The 14,202-nt window shown below is 46.1% G+C and carries 17 protein-coding genes and 1 pseudogene; 3 read left to right on the forward strand and 15 right to left on the reverse strand.

What is annotated here, in order from left to right; genetic code table 11:
- Positions 1-12: 12 nt before the first annotated feature.
- The 13 genes and pseudogenes from eutH to KXZ66_RS20845 form a co-directional block, all read right to left on the reverse strand.
- Positions 13-1,125, reverse strand: a complete 1,113-nt coding sequence (eutH, locus tag KXZ66_RS20785; RefSeq protein WP_219144723.1) for an ethanolamine utilization protein EutH — start codon at positions 1,123-1,125, stop codon at positions 13-15.
- 69 nt (positions 1,126-1,194) lie between these two features.
- Positions 1,195-2,532 carry an MmgE/PrpD family protein gene (locus tag KXZ66_RS20790; RefSeq protein WP_128747293.1) on the reverse strand — a complete coding sequence of 446 codons (1,338 nt, stop codon included), beginning with the start codon at positions 2,530-2,532 and terminating at the stop codon, positions 1,195-1,197.
- Positions 2,529-3,671, reverse strand: a complete 1,143-nt coding sequence (gene sndB, locus KXZ66_RS20795) for an N-acetyl-sulfur-metabolite deacetylase SndB (RefSeq protein WP_219144724.1) — start codon at positions 3,669-3,671, stop codon at positions 2,529-2,531. Before sndB ends, KXZ66_RS20790 begins: the two co-directional genes overlap by 4 nt.
- A gap of 16 nt (positions 3,672-3,687) precedes the next feature.
- Positions 3,688-4,437 carry an amino acid ABC transporter ATP-binding protein gene (locus tag KXZ66_RS20800; protein WP_003243284.1) on the reverse strand — a complete coding sequence of 250 codons (750 nt, stop codon included), beginning with the start codon at positions 4,435-4,437 and terminating at the stop codon, positions 3,688-3,690.
- Between the two features lie 12 nt (positions 4,438-4,449).
- On the reverse strand, positions 4,450-5,124 hold the full coding sequence (locus KXZ66_RS20805) for an amino acid ABC transporter permease (RefSeq protein WP_003227111.1): 675 nt from the start codon (positions 5,122-5,124) through the stop codon (positions 4,450-4,452).
- Positions 5,125-5,146: 22 nt separating this feature from the next.
- Positions 5,147-5,941 carry an amino acid ABC transporter substrate-binding protein gene (locus KXZ66_RS20810; RefSeq protein WP_003227109.1) on the reverse strand — a complete coding sequence of 265 codons (795 nt, stop codon included), beginning with the start codon at positions 5,939-5,941 and terminating at the stop codon, positions 5,147-5,149.
- Positions 5,942-5,965: 24 nt separating this feature from the next.
- Complete coding sequence (snaB, locus tag KXZ66_RS20815; protein ID WP_003242734.1) at positions 5,966-6,463, reverse strand: sulfur-containing aminoacid acetyltransferase SnaB; 498 nt, start codon at positions 6,461-6,463, stop codon at positions 5,966-5,968.
- A 13-nt stretch (positions 6,464-6,476) separates the two neighbouring features.
- Positions 6,477-7,802 (reverse strand): LLM class flavin-dependent oxidoreductase, encoded by a 1,326-nt coding sequence (locus KXZ66_RS20820; protein WP_219144725.1) that lies wholly within the window; start codon positions 7,800-7,802, stop codon positions 6,477-6,479.
- 187 nt (positions 7,803-7,989) lie between these two features.
- Positions 7,990-8,217: pseudogene (locus tag KXZ66_RS20825) on the reverse strand (hypothetical protein).
- Positions 8,204-9,190 carry a penicillin V amidase gene (gene yxeI / locus KXZ66_RS20830; RefSeq protein WP_103804019.1) on the reverse strand — a complete coding sequence of 329 codons (987 nt, stop codon included), beginning with the start codon at positions 9,188-9,190 and terminating at the stop codon, positions 8,204-8,206. Before yxeI ends, KXZ66_RS20825 begins: the two are co-directional and overlap by 14 nt.
- Before the next feature lie 154 nt (positions 9,191-9,344).
- On the reverse strand, positions 9,345-10,157 hold the full coding sequence (gene yidA / locus KXZ66_RS20835; protein ID WP_041850318.1) for a sugar-phosphatase: 813 nt from the start codon (positions 10,155-10,157) through the stop codon (positions 9,345-9,347).
- A 39-nt stretch (positions 10,158-10,196) separates the two neighbouring features.
- On the reverse strand, positions 10,197-10,754 hold the full coding sequence (locus tag KXZ66_RS20840; RefSeq protein WP_003242636.1) for a hypothetical protein: 558 nt from the start codon (positions 10,752-10,754) through the stop codon (positions 10,197-10,199).
- Positions 10,735-11,169: a DUF3255 family protein gene (locus tag KXZ66_RS20845; RefSeq protein ID WP_219144726.1), complete on the reverse strand. Its 435-nt coding sequence runs from the start codon at positions 11,167-11,169 to the stop codon at positions 10,735-10,737. Before KXZ66_RS20845 ends, KXZ66_RS20840 begins: the two co-directional genes overlap by 20 nt.
- 90 nt (positions 11,170-11,259) lie before the next feature.
- Here KXZ66_RS20845 and cotNE point away from each other — a divergent pair, with 90 nt between their 5' ends.
- Together cotNE and KXZ66_RS20855 are read left to right on the forward strand one after the other, a co-directional pair.
- On the forward strand, positions 11,260-11,625 hold the full coding sequence (gene cotNE / locus KXZ66_RS20850) for an inner spore coat protein CotNE (protein ID WP_003227093.1): 366 nt from the start codon (positions 11,260-11,262) through the stop codon (positions 11,623-11,625).
- 247 nt (positions 11,626-11,872) lie between these two features.
- Positions 11,873-12,226: a hypothetical protein gene (locus tag KXZ66_RS20855; protein WP_043858345.1), complete on the forward strand. Its 354-nt coding sequence runs from the start codon at positions 11,873-11,875 to the stop codon at positions 12,224-12,226.
- Between the two features lie 43 nt (positions 12,227-12,269).
- Here KXZ66_RS20855 and KXZ66_RS20860 read toward each other — a convergent pair whose 3' ends face one another.
- Positions 12,270-12,668 (reverse strand): hypothetical protein, encoded by a 399-nt coding sequence (locus KXZ66_RS20860; protein WP_003227087.1) that lies wholly within the window; start codon positions 12,666-12,668, stop codon positions 12,270-12,272.
- 177 nt (positions 12,669-12,845) lie between these two features.
- Between KXZ66_RS20860 and KXZ66_RS20865 the strand changes: the two genes are divergently transcribed.
- Complete coding sequence (locus KXZ66_RS20865) at positions 12,846-13,811, forward strand: iron-hydroxamate ABC transporter substrate-binding protein (RefSeq protein WP_095252483.1); 966 nt, start codon at positions 12,846-12,848, stop codon at positions 13,809-13,811.
- Positions 13,812-13,851: 40 nt separating this feature from the next.
- Here KXZ66_RS20865 and KXZ66_RS20870 read toward each other — a convergent pair whose 3' ends face one another.
- Positions 13,852-14,199, reverse strand: a complete 348-nt coding sequence (locus KXZ66_RS20870) for a YxeA family protein (protein WP_003227084.1) — start codon at positions 14,197-14,199, stop codon at positions 13,852-13,854.
- Between the last annotated feature and the right edge of the window lie 3 nt (positions 14,200-14,202).

The raw sequence follows: 14,202 nt of genomic DNA on the forward strand, positions 1-14,202 counted from the left end.
ACAGCTTCTGCCTCAGCTATGGCTGGCTGAGATACGTTTTTGCTGTTTAGCTGATTGTGCAGGTGTCATCCAAGCAGCCGCTGCGGCAGCTGTGACTCCGCCTGCTAATTTCCCAATGATCATGGCCGCCGCCATTTCTTTTTTCATTCCAGCTACAAAACCGAGATGGCTGCCGAGTACAAAGGCGCCGCTGACCGCAAACGCGACATTGATAACCTTTCCTCTCGGCGTCATATTCTTTAATGAAGCCAGCATCGGGATATGATGCGCCAAAGAGGTCACTAATCCTGCTGTTGCTGTCTCATCTAAATGAAGGTGTTTCCCCAGGGCCTGAAGCGGTTTTTTAAAGGTTTTTGTAATAAAAGCCGTCATTGGAAACGCCCCTGCCAAGGCAATGGCGATGGTCCCTGTCGTTTGTATCCCTGTCTCGACATTCTCCATTCCCGGAATCAGCACAATGCCGGTCATCGTTTCAACAGAAACAGCTGCAAGCCCGATAATCGCAACCACACTGACCGCTTTCCCGAAGAGATGAAACAACTGAATCATTCTGTCGGTGTATCGCCATAACCCAAAAGCGATCACAGCAGATAACAGACTCGGGATCAGAAGATTTTTACCTATCATGCCGATGTCAAAGCCTGCGCATAATCCGCCGATTAAGCAACCGATCGGCACTGTGCACAGCCCGATTAATATGCCTTTCGCAAAATACAGATGATCCTCTTTTTCGATGATGCCAAGAGCGACGGGCATCGTGAAGACGATTGCCGGTCCCATCATTGTTCCTAAAAACACCCATGAAAACAGCCCGGCCTGCGGATCTTTCGCCATTTCTCCAGCCAGCGCATATCCTCCCATATCAATCGCCAAAATGGTGTTGGCAAAGGAAGAAGGGTCCGCGCCAATCGCCGTGTAAAACGGAGCAACAATGGGAATCAGGATTGCTGCCAGCACGGGCGCCAGCGACACAATTCCGATCATGGACAGCGCCAGCGGCCCCATAGCCTTAAAGCCGTCCGCAAACCGCTCGCCTAGCCCCCATCTGTTTCCCAAACAATAATCCGCCGCTCCCCATAGTAAAAAGGCAGCCAAAATGAATACAACCGCGTCATTCACCGTCATGGTTTTCTCCTTTTTCAAACGTATGATTGGTTTTATCATATCATCTGAAATCACCGAATAGAGTTGATCTTATTCAATATGAGCTAAAAATTCTTTTATATCGGCTTTTTCAACGGCTGTTATGATTCTCCGCGCTTTTTCTTGCGGGACCGTTAATGTCAATTTTTCTTTTATGTCTTCTTCAGACAGCTCATTTCCTGGCGCCCCTTTTGGGCAGTCCACACGCGCTTCGCAAATCCGGCCGTCTGATAAATAGGCCCGGACAATCGTGAAACGGCCTTTTGGAACGGCATGAGGAGCCGGCTGAATAGCATTGTCATATACGCGCTGAATTCGCCCCATTGTCGTTTGAACCCCGTTTGGGATCGGCTGGCTGCTGAAATGTTCAACGGTCAGGCCGTGTCCATGCAAAGCAAGAGCAATCACATATTCAACGCTGAAACGGCCTTCCTCTCCAGTTTTTGGAGATCTTTCCGTCAATGCAGCATCTCCGCCTGGCGGAAATATCACTTCAATACGTTCGGTATTGGCAGCAGAAATGGTTTCTTCGGAGATAAGCTGTCGTACCGCATCTGCAGCATGGTGTGCCGCGGAACAAAATGGATAGATTTTAAACCATAGACCCGGCTGCACAATTCTCCACGGTGCCCCCCAATCGTTTAGCAAAGTGTGTTGTGCTTTTTCAACGTCACCGTACAGACTGAAGAAACCAGTTTCTCCATCAAATGCCGTGCGGGACCCGCCAAATTCTGATTGGGCCAGCTTAACGGCCAGCAAGCCAGCCTGAGCCGCCAAACCGGCGTGCAGCGGTTTCATTTCTGTTCCAAATTGCACCCTCATCCCAGCAGATTGCGTAGCCGCAAAACCAATTGCTTTTTCCAGCTCTTCCTGAGTCAGCTCCTCAGCATAACCTACGGCGCAGGCAGCAGCGATGGCACCAAGCGTTCCTGTATTATGCCAGCCCTTTTCATAGTGGCGGCTGCCAATTGATTCTCCCAGCCGTGCCATCACTTCAACACCAACAATATAAGCGCCAAGAAGCCGCTCGTCATGTCCGCGAGCGGCAGATGCAATAAGGGCCGGTACGATGACTGCACTGGGGTGTCCTCTTACATCGGAGTGGACATCATCAAAATCCAATGCATGGGCGATAAATCCATTCAGCATCGCGGATTGTAATGGCGCGGCCTTTTTGCCCTGTCCGATAATAGGAACAAGGGGCCGGCCTCCTTCATCCTCTATCAGACGGAGGAGCTTTTGAATTCCTTTATCTTCTCTTCCTGCGAATGAAGCGGCAGTAAAATCAAGTAATCCTTTTTTTGCTTCGCGAATCGCGTCAACTGAATGCTCAGGTTGTGATGTTCTCACAGCCGCTGCAAGACCTGCTGTCAGCCCTTGTTTGCTCATTTGATGGTCTCCAATACAATAACCGCCAGCTCCGCAAAGTATTGTGAGGCAACCGTAAGGGCATCTTCATCCAGTGTAAAGGCCGGATGATGCCACTCCTCCGTCCCGTTCGTTCCCATCCAGACAAAAAATCCCGGAATCTTCTCTTGATACAGAGCGAAGTCTTCTCCGCCCGGAGACTGCTCAGCGTGAACGGTTTGATAGCCAAGCCGTGCCGCAACTTCGGATGCCGCATTCAAAAATGTGCCGTCATTCTGAACGGAAGGCAAATAAGGAAACCACTTGAATTCTGCTTGTGCCCCATAGCCCGCTGCAATTCCTTCAGCCACTCGTCTCATATGCTCCGGAACAGCCTGCCGCGCTTCTTTTTGAAAGGTTCGAACCGTCCCCTCCATTTCAGCTTGGTCTGGAATCACGTTCCACGACGTGCCCGCCTGTACTCTTGTGATACTGACGACTGCGTTTTGCAGTGAGCTGATATTGCGGCTGACCACAGATTGCAGCCCGCTGATGATTTGTCCGGCTGCAGCGATTGGATCAATACAGTTATTCGGGATGCCGGCGTGTCCGCCTTTCCCTTTGATGACGATTTCAAACCGGTCAACACTTGCCATGAGCGGACCTTCCTTTACACCAATGGTCCCGACAGGCAGATCCGGCTTATTGTGCATGCCGAAAATCGCGGAAACGCCATCAAGTACGCCAGCTTCTATGACCTTTCTTGCTCCTGCGGCAATTTCTTCTGCCGGCTGAAAGATAAAGCGGACTGTACCTTTCAGCTCGGCCTTTCTTTGATTCAGCAAAATCGCTGTGCCAATAATAGAAGCAGTATGAAAATCGTGTCCACATGCATGCATTGTGCCATCAACCTTAGATGCAAATGGGAGATTCGTCTGTTCTTGGATCGGGAGCGCATCAATGTCCGCTCGTATTGCTATCACGGGGCCGTCTTCCCGTCCTTTGATTTCTGCAATCACACCAGTCTCCAATTGAGGAACATCAAGTATTTCGATTTGCTCCTCCTCAAGCCAGCGGCGGATTTTTTTCGTCGTTTCAATCTCTTGAAATGACAGTTCAGGATGTTCATGAAGATCACGCCGCATATTGATTAAACGGGTATGAAACGTTTTGTCGGCCATTGTTCTTCTCTCCTTCTTATATAAGCTCTGCAGGCTCTCCCACCTGCTTGATAAATCGTTTCGTCCGTTCGTTTTTCGGATGGTCAAACAATTCCTCTGGCGTTCCCTGCTCGATAATATGGCCGTCTGCCATAAAAATCACTTGATCAGCAACCTCTTTTGCAAACGCCATTTCGTGTGTAACAATGATCATCGTTGTTTGTTTTTCCGCAATGGACTTGATGACCTGAAGCACCCCTGTGACGAGCTCAGGGTCAAGCGCTGACGTTGGTTCATCCAGCAAAATCGCATGCGGATTGACCGCAAGCGCCCGCGCGATGCCGATTCGCTGCTGCTGGCCGCCGGACATTGTGATCGGATAGCTGTCAGCCTTATGCTCCAGACCGACTTGTTTCAGAATCTCCATTCCAATACGTTTCGCTTCGTCGCGTGGTTTATGTTGAGCCACGATTAAAGCTTCTGTAATGTTTTGCAGAGCCGTTTTATTTTTAAACAGATTGTAGTTTTGAAAGACCATGGCCGTTTGTTGGCGAAGCCGATGTGCTTCCTTGCGTGTAAACTTTTCCGCGTTCAGTTTGGCTTCTCCGATTTCAATAAGGCCTTGATCCGGACGCTCTAATAAATTTAAGCACCGGAGAAGCGTTGATTTTCCGGAACCGGACGGACCGATGATTGCCACCACTTCTCCGCGTTTCACTTCTAGATCGATTCCGTCGAGCACGACGAGATCTTTAAACGCTTTGCGAATATTTTTTACTGTTATCAACTGATTTCACCTCTAAGTCCGGTATGGCTTGCTCATGGCACGTTCAAACAAGTCCTGCAACATGCTGTAGATCATGGTAAGAACCCAATAGACGATCGCAACCGCCAAGTACGTCTCAAAATATTTGAGGTTTCCTGAAGCGTACATCTTCCCTTGGGCGAACATCTCCATGACCCCTAATGTAAAGGCCAGTGACGTTTCTTTCAGGAGCCCGATAAATGTATTGCCCGTTGCCGGGATCGCATTTCGGATCGCTTGCGGCAAAATAATCCGTCTGTATGCCTGAAATTTTGTCATACCGACAGACAGGCACGCCTCCAGCTGCCCGTCATCAACAGAATTGAGGGCAGCCCGGAAGATTTCTGCCAAATATGCTGCATTTTTTAAGCTTAACCCGATGATAGCGGCTGTGAGAGCTGTCATTTTGCTCATCTCTGGAAACAGCTGCGGCAGCCCGTAATAGATTAAGAACAGCTGCACCAGTGTCGGCACGCCTCGGAAAAAGGATATATACAGCTTTGACAGCTGATGAAGCACTGGAATTTTGTTCTTTGTAATGAGTGCGAGAATAAGTCCTCCGATAATGGCAAAAATCATAGCCGCTATGGCCATAAACAACGTGATCGGAAGGGCCTGAATTAAAGTCGGGAACGCTGATATCATGAATTCCCAATCAATCGTGTTCATTCTGGTGATTCACCGCCGTTTCTTAATGCTTCTGTTCTACTGTGATATCTTCATTAAAGTATTTTTCAGAGAGTTTTTTCAGTGTTCCGTCTTTACGCAATTCATCTAGCGCCTTATTGACTTTTTTGCGGAGCTTGTCGTGCGCATCGTCCTTGGCAAATGGGAATGCAACCTGTTCGTAAACAATCGGATCTCCTGCAAGCTTTAATGGCAAACCGGTCTTCTTGATTTGCGCGATCAATACAGTTCGGCTGTTGACATAAGCGTCTACACGGCCGTACGCAACATCCTTCAGCGTACCCTCTTGTGTTTCGTACGTTTTGATATTGATTTTTTTATCAGGATCTTTGCTTTCAAGGTTTTTCGCGTGGTTTGAACCGAGAACGGCTGCGACTGTCTTGCCTTTTAAATCGTCTACTGATTTGATGTCTGTATTGTCTTTTTTGACGACAATCTGTGTTCCCGCATAAGCGTATGGTTTCGTAAAGTTATACGTTTCCTTACGTTCGTCTGTCACAGCTACCTGGTTGGAAATGGTGTCAAGCTTGCCTGTTTGAAGCTCTCCCATCAGCCCGCTGAATTCAAGCAGCTTCCAGTCCAGTTTCATGTCAATTTTCTTAGCGACTGCTTCCATCACTTCCACGTCAAAGCCTGTCAGCTTTCCGTTTTCTTTATAAGCAAATGGGTAACTTTGTCCTGTCGCACCGACATGAAGCACATTGTCATCCTCTTTACTGCTGCTGTTTCCATTGCCGCAAGCTGAGAGCACCGCTAATAATGCAGCAACGACCAGCACTGTCCATTTTTTCATCTTCATTTGATTTTCCCGCCTTTTCTATTTTTATAGATCATGTCGCAATTGTTTTTTCATATAGACTGTGATATGCCCTTTTCCAAGGTCTTGTTCACCTGAGCGGACATATCCTTTTCGTTCGTACATCTCAATCAGCCACGGATGCTTATCCGCTGTTCCGAGTGAGACAAACGGAACCTTTAACGTATCGCGAAGGATTGTTTCCTCCAGCCATTGAAGCAGCTTTGTTCCGATTCCTTTTTTACCGGTGTCGGGGTCCACAGCGAACCACCAGATATGCGGAACACCATACGGTCCCGGCTGTTTTCCCCAAGGCATTCTCAAGGTGATGGTCGCGATGATCCGCCCGTCTTCTTCCATGACGTAGCAAGCATTTTCCCGAATATTTTTCAGCACCAAATCCAAATCCGCATGAGCGGCAGCAAAACGAATGCCGAGCTTTCGAATCGGTTCATAAGCCCGCAATGTCAGCTCGAGAAGCTGTTCGGCATCACGTTCAACTGCAAGGCGGTATCGTGGCTTCATCTAGCGTTCCTCCTTACTTTGCATAGCGGTTTACCGGCTTTTCCAAACCGAAATGCTCTCGTAATGTTGTGCCTTCATATTCTTTTCTGAACACGCCGCGCTCCTGTAAAATCGGAACCACTTGATCAACAAACACTTCAATTCCTTCTGGAAGAAGCGGAGGCATGATGTTAAACCCGTCACACGCTTTCGTATCCACCCATTCCTGCATCTTGTCGGCGAGCTGCTCCGGCGTGCCGACGAAGATATGGTGGCCTCTGGAGCCTGCAACGTATTTGTAAAGCTCTCGTATCGTCATATTGTCACGTTCAGCCATTTCCTGAACAAGCTTGAAGCGGCTCTTCACCGCATTGGAAGCACCTGCGTCAAGCTTCGGCAGCGGCCCATCAAGCGGATATGCCGACAAATCAATTCCGCCTAAGTAATTTTGGAGAATTTGCAGACCGACAGATGGGATAATCAGATCTTGAAGCTCCTTGTATTTGGCTTGCGCTGCTTCTTCTGTATCGGCAATGATTGGGAAAATACCCGGCATGATGGCAATTTTTTCTGGATCACGTCCGAATTCCGCTGCCTGTTCTTTAATGGATTGATAAAATTCCTGAGCTGATTCCAGGTGGTTTTGTGCTGTGAAGATTACTTCTGCTGTTCTGGCAGCCAGCGCTTTTCCGTCTCCTGATGATCCTGCCTGGATAATGACCGGCTGGCCCTGCGGGGTTCTTGAAACGTTCAGAGGTCCGCGAACCGAGAAATATTCTCCTTTGTGGTTCAGCTCATGCATTTTTTCTTTGTCAAAGAATTCACCCGTTTCTTTATTACGGATAAAGGCGTCCTCTTCCCATGAATCCCAAAGCCCCTTTACAATCTCGACAAATTCCTCTGCCCGCTGATAGCGCAAATGGTGTTCAAGGTGCTTTTCACCGCTGAAATTCAGCGCTGTGGATTCAATAGATGAAGTGACGACGTTCCATCCGGCACGGCCATTGGACAGATGATCCAATGAAGCAAACTGTCTGGCAATATGGAATGGCTCGCTGTATGTAGTGGAGGCTGTTGCTGTCAGTCCGATTTTTGATGTGACCTGCGCCAAAGCAGAGAGCAGGGTGAATGGCTCAAACCTTGTTAATACATTTGGATGTGATTTGCTGTCAATTGAAAGGCTGTCCGCTAAAAACAGCATATCCAGCTTGCCTCGCTCCGCTGTTTTCGCAAGCTCTTTAAAATAATCCAAATTCATGCTCGCATCTGACGGCGCGTCCGGGTGCCGCCAAGACGCAACATGATGGCCTGTACCTGCTAAAAATACCCCTAATTTGATTTGTTTCTTTTTGCTTGTCATGGCGATACTCCTTTTATCATGTTTTTAGGCTGAATAATCCGAAAAATAAACTCCTATATTCCTAGTCGTTTAATATGAATAAATCAAAATGTACCTTTGTCTTGGACGTTTGTCAATGAGTTAAGATAATTTTTTCTATTCAAGCGAAGAGACCCTTGCGTGACCAAGATGGTGGAAAGGCATTGATTCATTCAACTAGTGCAACCTCTATATCGGCAAGAAAACTGAGTCTAATGAAGCAAAGACTCAGTTTTCATCCAAGAATTTTATATAAGATTTCGCCATTTCCTTTGCCTTTTCTTCGCTTTTGCAAACCGCCTATCCATTCAGACGCCGTAACGATTGTATAAAAAAACAGCTGACTCCAGATATTCAAACCGGAATCAGCTGATTGATGTGAATTAATTAAGCTCATGAATACTCTCTTCTGCTTTAGCGGAAAACACTTTAGGCTCCAAACAGTCAAGGTCTTCATGAAATAAACTCACTTTTTGGATTTGCCGATTGTCATAGTGGTGGAAATAGTAGTTTCCAGTTTCGTTGCACATCACGGAAGTATATTGCGTATAATGAATTTCGTCTTCTTCCGTTATCACTGCGCCCTTTGGTATCGTCATATTTGCCAAAATGTGAAAAGCGGCTGTTACACCTTTCGTTTCATCGGCCGCCGGCTCTAGATGTTCTTTCAAATAAACAGCTCTGACAAACCGGGAAGGCGGTGTATAATCCCCCGGCAGACCAACAGTTCCTAAGCCTTGGCCAAAAGCAGAAAGGGCTAATCCGCCCATCTCTTTGCTCTCTAATTGCTTCGGTCTGATTCCTGTATATTGCTGCAGATTGGTTACATGCCATATAAAGTCGGGGCTGTTCGTCATGACACCAGGTTGATTGTCATAGACTTTGAGGCCGTCTGCTCTCGGTTCTATCGTCAGGCTTCGGCCCGTCCGGTCTGACAATATCCAGTGAAGCGGTAAAACTGTATCCAATAGATCTAATTTTTTCTCTACAATCGTTAAAGATCGAATCTTTTCTTTTACGTCTTCCAAAGACTGACAGACTGACAGTACCCATGTCACAAACTCATGCGGGGCAATGTGAACGGTATCTTCCCGTATCGTTTTTTCGTACTCCGCATAGCCAGGAAAATAAAGTGCAGCACATGATAAACCGCTTTCATTAACACCGTCGGCAAATAATATATTTCCAAGTTTTCTCCCCATACCGATAAACGCGTACTGTGTCTGATGGGCCTTTCCGTCAGCTTCACTCTTCCAGCTGTAACGGCGCGGATAGAGAATGACCTCCGTCCCCAGCTGAAATGCAAAATCCATTGTTCTCGCTAATACATGTTTACGGTCAGCAGTTTCCAATGTAAGACTTGTGCACATTTGATCAGTCCCCTTTTCAATTCAGATTAATATCATACATATTGTGAACGAATTGGTTTTATCAGCATAACGAAAGTCAAATCGGTTCGTCAAAGAATTGACATTACATCAAATAAAACGAAAAAATCCAGCCTTTAGAAGGCTGGATTTTTTATTATTTAGCCAAAACAAGCTCGTGAATCGCATGCGCAACACCATGTTCATTATTGGAGCGTGTTTGAAAGTTTGCGGCTTCCAATACTTCTGGGATGGCGTTTGCCATGGCAACCCCGCAGCCCGCCCATTCGATCATTGTCAGGTCGTTCCCGTTGTCGCCTATGCACATGACTTCCGCCTGTTCAATTCCAAGCAGCTGAGCCAGCTGGCGTACAGCATTTCCTTTGCTGGCTTCCGGGTGCAGAATCTCATAAAAGAAAGGCGCGCTTTTGACCATTGAATATTTTTCTCTCACGTCTTTTGGAATCGATGTAATGACGCGGTTTAAGTTCTCCGGTTTATCAATAAACATCACTTTCGGGATGAGGATATCTTTTGGCACCTCGTCAATCTTGCGGAAATGAAGCGGCACCTGTGTCACATAGGATTCGTATACGGTAAATTCGCTAATATCCCGGTTAGGCGTATACAAATTAGATGAGTCAAAGAAATGCATCGGCGTCTTCAGCTCTAAGCTCAGGTCATATAATGAAGTCAAATCATCATAACCGAGAGACAGCTCCGAGACCACTTCATTTGTATGCGTATTTTGAACAAGCGCTCCATTATACGCAATGACATAGTCGCCTTCTTCAATTAAATTCAGTTCATCTAAATATCTCTGCACACCCCCGATAGGCCGGCCGGTGCAAAGCACAATTTTGACACCTTCCGCTTTTGCCGCGTGAAGGGCGTCGCGGACCTCCTCTGTTACTTCATGATGATCATTTAAAAGTGTTCCATCCATATCAATTGCAATTAGTTTGTACATCCTGCATCTCCTTCATGTCGTTTTCAGGCTATAGTCCCATCATATCGTTTTTTCTTTTTGATATTCAACCGGAAGAGATGGTTTTCTCCGGATTCTGTTTAGACGCCGCCCTTGTCTTCGGATACGCAAGCGCGGTTTCCGCTTTCTTTCTGCCTTGACGCCGTTTTCTGCTTTTTTCTGTTTCATCAGCAGAAAGCCGGCAGCTAGAAAAGGAATGCCGGTTATATTCAAGATGGCAAGCTTCACACCCGCCGCGATGAAAAAGAACCCCCATGAAGATGATGGATTCCGTCTGATCATGACGTAAGCCGCCATTTCCAGAACGATCAGGATGGCATGAAGCACTATGCCATAAATCAGCAATACAAGGGCAAAAAACAACACATAATTCACGATTGCCCCTGAGTACATCATAGCGCGCATCATTTGTATAAACGATAAGGACTGCATGGAGCCGCTGATGACATTAGGGTTATAGATCGTATAGTCACTAAATAAATGTTTGACTTTGAGAAAAGCCCATAATATAAATATCCATTGAATGATATGTAAAACAAGCCCCGCTGCCACCAGTCTTTCAGCTTTTTGATTTCTCATCTTTCTCCTCCCTGCCGGTCTTTGATTCGATTCTTGTCATCGTTTTTGTCTGGCCATTTTGCTCCCATATCAATGTCCCGTTTTCTCCTCTTTTCAGCGTGCTTTTGAGCGGATAATAGGGGCCGAGGTACTGAATCTCGATAGACCCGTCAGTGCTTTGGGAAATCACCTTGTATGCCATAAAAGGCAGCTGTACCTCTCCTCTTCCTTCCATCACTTCCGTTTCCACAACCTCGTCTTCGGTAAATGTGACTGTTGCTGATTTCACGCCGTCCGTTGGCCCGGGGGCAAGCCCCTCATCCCACGTTCCGTAATAAAACGGCATCTCTTCTTTTTGCTGCTGGCAGCCCGATACCATGATGCATACAGCAATTAAAAACAAAATGCCATATTTGTTTCTCAAGGGGATCACCATCCTTTCCTCCTCTTTTTGGGCGAATGCCGTGCCACTGTGCCAATGACTACATAAGTTATAAGGAATTCACCCACAAGGAGATTGATCATAATGAACCCTTATCAATATTACAGCCCTCAGCTGCCTCAGCAGGAACCTTACTATAGCCACTATGAGTACAATCCTTATCCGCAGCAGGATGTATACGATCCATACCAAATGGACAGACAGCCGGCATTGGAAAGAAGAATCGCAGCACTTGAACGGCAAAATGAACAGCAGTCAAGAGAATTAACCCGTCTGACAAACGAAGACCGCCGTCAAAATCGGGAAATTGCACGGATTGCCGAACAGGTCAATCAGCTAAGCCAGGCTGTTGAACGTCATACACGCCGCTTAAACCGGCTCAATCAGCGCCTCCGTACAGTAGAAAACCGGCTGAATATCCCATTTACTGCAGGGGAAGGCGGTTTCTGAGCGAAACAAAGAAAAAAAGCGGAATACGATTCTCCCATCTCAGGGTTTCGTTTTCCGCCATTCTTATATGTTAAAACGGAACATTTACATAAAAAGGGTTTGTACCCAGTATACAATCTTTACCGTTTTCATTCAAAGACAGAGGGGCTGAGGAAAATAATTGTAGTTCCTCATTTGCAGAATTTCTTTTCATTCAGGTTGCATGATAATACCGACTCACGTCAATCGATACATGGAGGGATCATTCATGCATAATACACAACACGGCTTGCAGCAGCTGAATCAATGCCGCCAGACTGCTCAGCAGCTCATTCAGCAAACACAGCAAAGCAGCCAGCAATATCGCCACATGCTTCATCAGGAACAGCAAAACATCCAAATGCTGCAGCAGATTCTAAACCACGAACAACAAGCTGCACATACCATTCAGCAAGCACTGCACGGGCATGACATGGCGATTCAAAAGTGCCAGCAGGTTGTCAACATGTGCAACCAAATGCAACAGGAACTTACTGGACAATCCAGCGTCATGAATACGAATGTGTCTACACTTCCATTCGGCCAAAACACGCCATTTCAGCAGCAATCCTATCAGCAGTAACATATAAAAAGCTCAACACAATGCGAGTGTTGAGCTTTTTTTCTTACTGTTCTTTGCGAATATGTATATCCTGAATAGACTGTTTCGGTGCATGAAATCTGCTCTCGGCTTCACTTCTTGCCTCGGCAAAAGCCCGCGCCTCCACATGATCTTTGTAGACATCCAGCTGAATCAAATACAGCGGGCGCACTTTAAATCCATGAATAATGGTCACCGCCCATAACGGGACCACAATAAAAACACCGGGCAGATCGGGCAATACAAAACCAAACGCAAAAATGAAAAAATAAATGATGCCGTACATGATCCACTTTCTATTTCTAACCTTGATGCCAATAAATAAAAAGGCAAAAAAACTGGTAATGGCAAAAGGCATGAAAATAAACAGCATCCACCAGCTATGCAGCCATTCCCAAGCGGAACCTCTTTTTGTAATTCCCATATTTTTCTCCTCCTATTTACCTATAATAATCGATTAGGCATACCGCGTCACCCATAAACGGGAAAAACTTTCTCCCTTAAAAATAGTGATAGACGGGGAACAGGTTTCTTGCTATATTATTAATTGATAATGATAATCATTACTAATCTATTGAGATACATAGTGGGAGGGTTCTTGATGAAAAAGAACATATTGCTCGTGGGCATGCTTGTGCTGCTTCTCATGTTTGTCAGCGCTTGCAGCGGCACCGCTTCTAAAGGGAGCTCAAGCGATTCTGCTTCCGAAAAAACAGAAATGAGAACATACAAATCACCAAAAGGGAACGTCAACATTCCTGCACATCCGAAACGCATCGTCACTGATTTTTATGCCGGTGAATTGCTGTCTGTCGGGGCCAATGTGGTCGGCTCAGGCTCATGGTCATTTGATAATCCGTTTTTAAAATCAAAGCTGAAAAATGTGAAGGATGTTGGTGATCCAATCAGCGTTGAAAAAGTGATGGAGCTTCAGCCTGACTTAATTGTTGTCATGAATGAAGAGAATGTTGATAAATTAAAGAAAATCGCTCCGACTGTTGTCATACCTTATAACACAGCGAAAAACGTAGAAGACACAGTCAGCATGTTCGGAGAAATCGCCGGAGCGAAAGACAAAGCAAAATCCTTTATGGCTGACTTTAACAAAAATGCGGAAGCAGCTAAGAAGAAAATTGCCGGCGTCATCGACAAAGATGCGACCTTCGGCATTTATGAAAACACAGACAAGGGCGAATTCTGGGTGTTCAATGACAATGGCGGACGCGGCGGCCAAGCTGTATACAATGCACTTGGGTTAAAAGCGCCTGAAAAAATTGAGCAAGATGTCATCAAAAAAGGAGAGATGAAACAGCTCTCTCAAGAGGTTATTCCTGAGTATGCCGCAGATTATATGTTCATTACGGATTACAACCCGAAAGGCGAAAGCAAAACACTCGACAAGCTGGAGAATTCCTCTATTTGGAAAAATCTTGACGCTGTTAAACATAATCGCGTGTTTATCAATGACTTTGACACGTTCTACCCGTACGACCCGATTTCTGTCAGCAAACAGGTGGATATCATCACCGACATGCTGATCAAACGGGCCGAAGAAAATAAAAAATAAAAAAACGGCACAGTCATGACGCTGTGCCGTTTTTTATGATTCACTTTAATTTTGACTGTACGGAGTCCGGCATATCTTCAAACTTGACTTCTTCCCAAGTCTCGACATACTTTCCTTTCGCCTTTACCTTCAAATACGCGTTCTTCCGAAGCTCTTTGCCGGCGAAAAAGGTCACTTCTTCTTTTTTCCCGGATGCATTATATCCGTCTAATGTATATTCAGTACCGCCCGGACTAAGATGTCTGCCATCTCGATCAATCTGAACATAGACATCTTGCTGGTGAATAAACGGATTAAATCTGTCTGTAACATCGTTATGAAAAAAGAGAAGCCCGCATATTACGGCAGCAGCCGCCAAGACGGCCAGGATTGCCATTGCTTTTTTCATCTT

The sequence above is a fragment of the Bacillus sp. LJBS17 genome (assembly GCF_019334685.1).
Taxonomy (GTDB): Bacteria; Bacillota; Bacilli; order Bacillales; family Bacillaceae; genus Bacillus; species Bacillus subtilis.

Coding starts and splice junctions, on each gene's coding strand:
- eutH (WP_219144723.1), bottom strand. CDS start 1,125: ATGACGGTGAATGACGCGGTTGTATTCATTTTGGCTGCCTTTTTACTA.
- KXZ66_RS20860 (WP_003227087.1), bottom strand. CDS start 12,668: ATGGGAATTACAAAAAGAGGTTCCGCTTGGGAATGGCTGCATAGCTGG.
- yxeI (WP_103804019.1), bottom strand. CDS start 9,190: ATGTGCACAAGTCTTACATTGGAAACTGCTGACCGTAAACATGTATTA.
- KXZ66_RS20820 (WP_219144725.1), bottom strand. CDS start 7,802: ATGACAAGCAAAAAGAAACAAATCAAATTAGGGGTATTTTTAGCAGGT.
- KXZ66_RS20790 (WP_128747293.1), bottom strand. CDS start 2,532: ATGAGCAAACAAGGGCTGACAGCAGGTCTTGCAGCGGCTGTGAGAACA.
- yidA (WP_041850318.1), bottom strand. CDS start 10,157: ATGTACAAACTAATTGCAATTGATATGGATGGAACACTTTTAAATGAT.
- KXZ66_RS20845 (WP_219144726.1), bottom strand. CDS start 11,169: ATGGTGATCCCCTTGAGAAACAAATATGGCATTTTGTTTTTAATTGCT.
- sndB (WP_219144724.1), bottom strand. CDS start 3,671: ATGGCCGACAAAACGTTTCATACCCGTTTAATCAATATGCGGCGTGAT.
- KXZ66_RS20870 (WP_003227084.1), bottom strand. CDS start 14,199: ATGAAAAAAGCAATGGCAATCCTGGCCGTCTTGGCGGCTGCTGCCGTA.
- KXZ66_RS20865 (WP_095252483.1), top strand. CDS start 12,846: ATGAAAAAGAACATATTGCTCGTGGGCATGCTTGTGCTGCTTCTCATG.
- KXZ66_RS20840 (WP_003242636.1), bottom strand. CDS start 10,754: ATGAGAAATCAAAAAGCTGAAAGACTGGTGGCAGCGGGGCTTGTTTTA.
- KXZ66_RS20810 (WP_003227109.1), bottom strand. CDS start 5,941: ATGAAGATGAAAAAATGGACAGTGCTGGTCGTTGCTGCATTATTAGCG.
- KXZ66_RS20805 (WP_003227111.1), bottom strand. CDS start 5,124: ATGAACACGATTGATTGGGAATTCATGATATCAGCGTTCCCGACTTTA.
- cotNE (WP_003227093.1), top strand. CDS start 11,260: ATGAACCCTTATCAATATTACAGCCCTCAGCTGCCTCAGCAGGAACCT.
- KXZ66_RS20855 (WP_043858345.1), top strand. CDS start 11,873: ATGCATAATACACAACACGGCTTGCAGCAGCTGAATCAATGCCGCCAG.
- snaB (WP_003242734.1), bottom strand. CDS start 6,463: ATGAAGCCACGATACCGCCTTGCAGTTGAACGTGATGCCGAACAGCTT.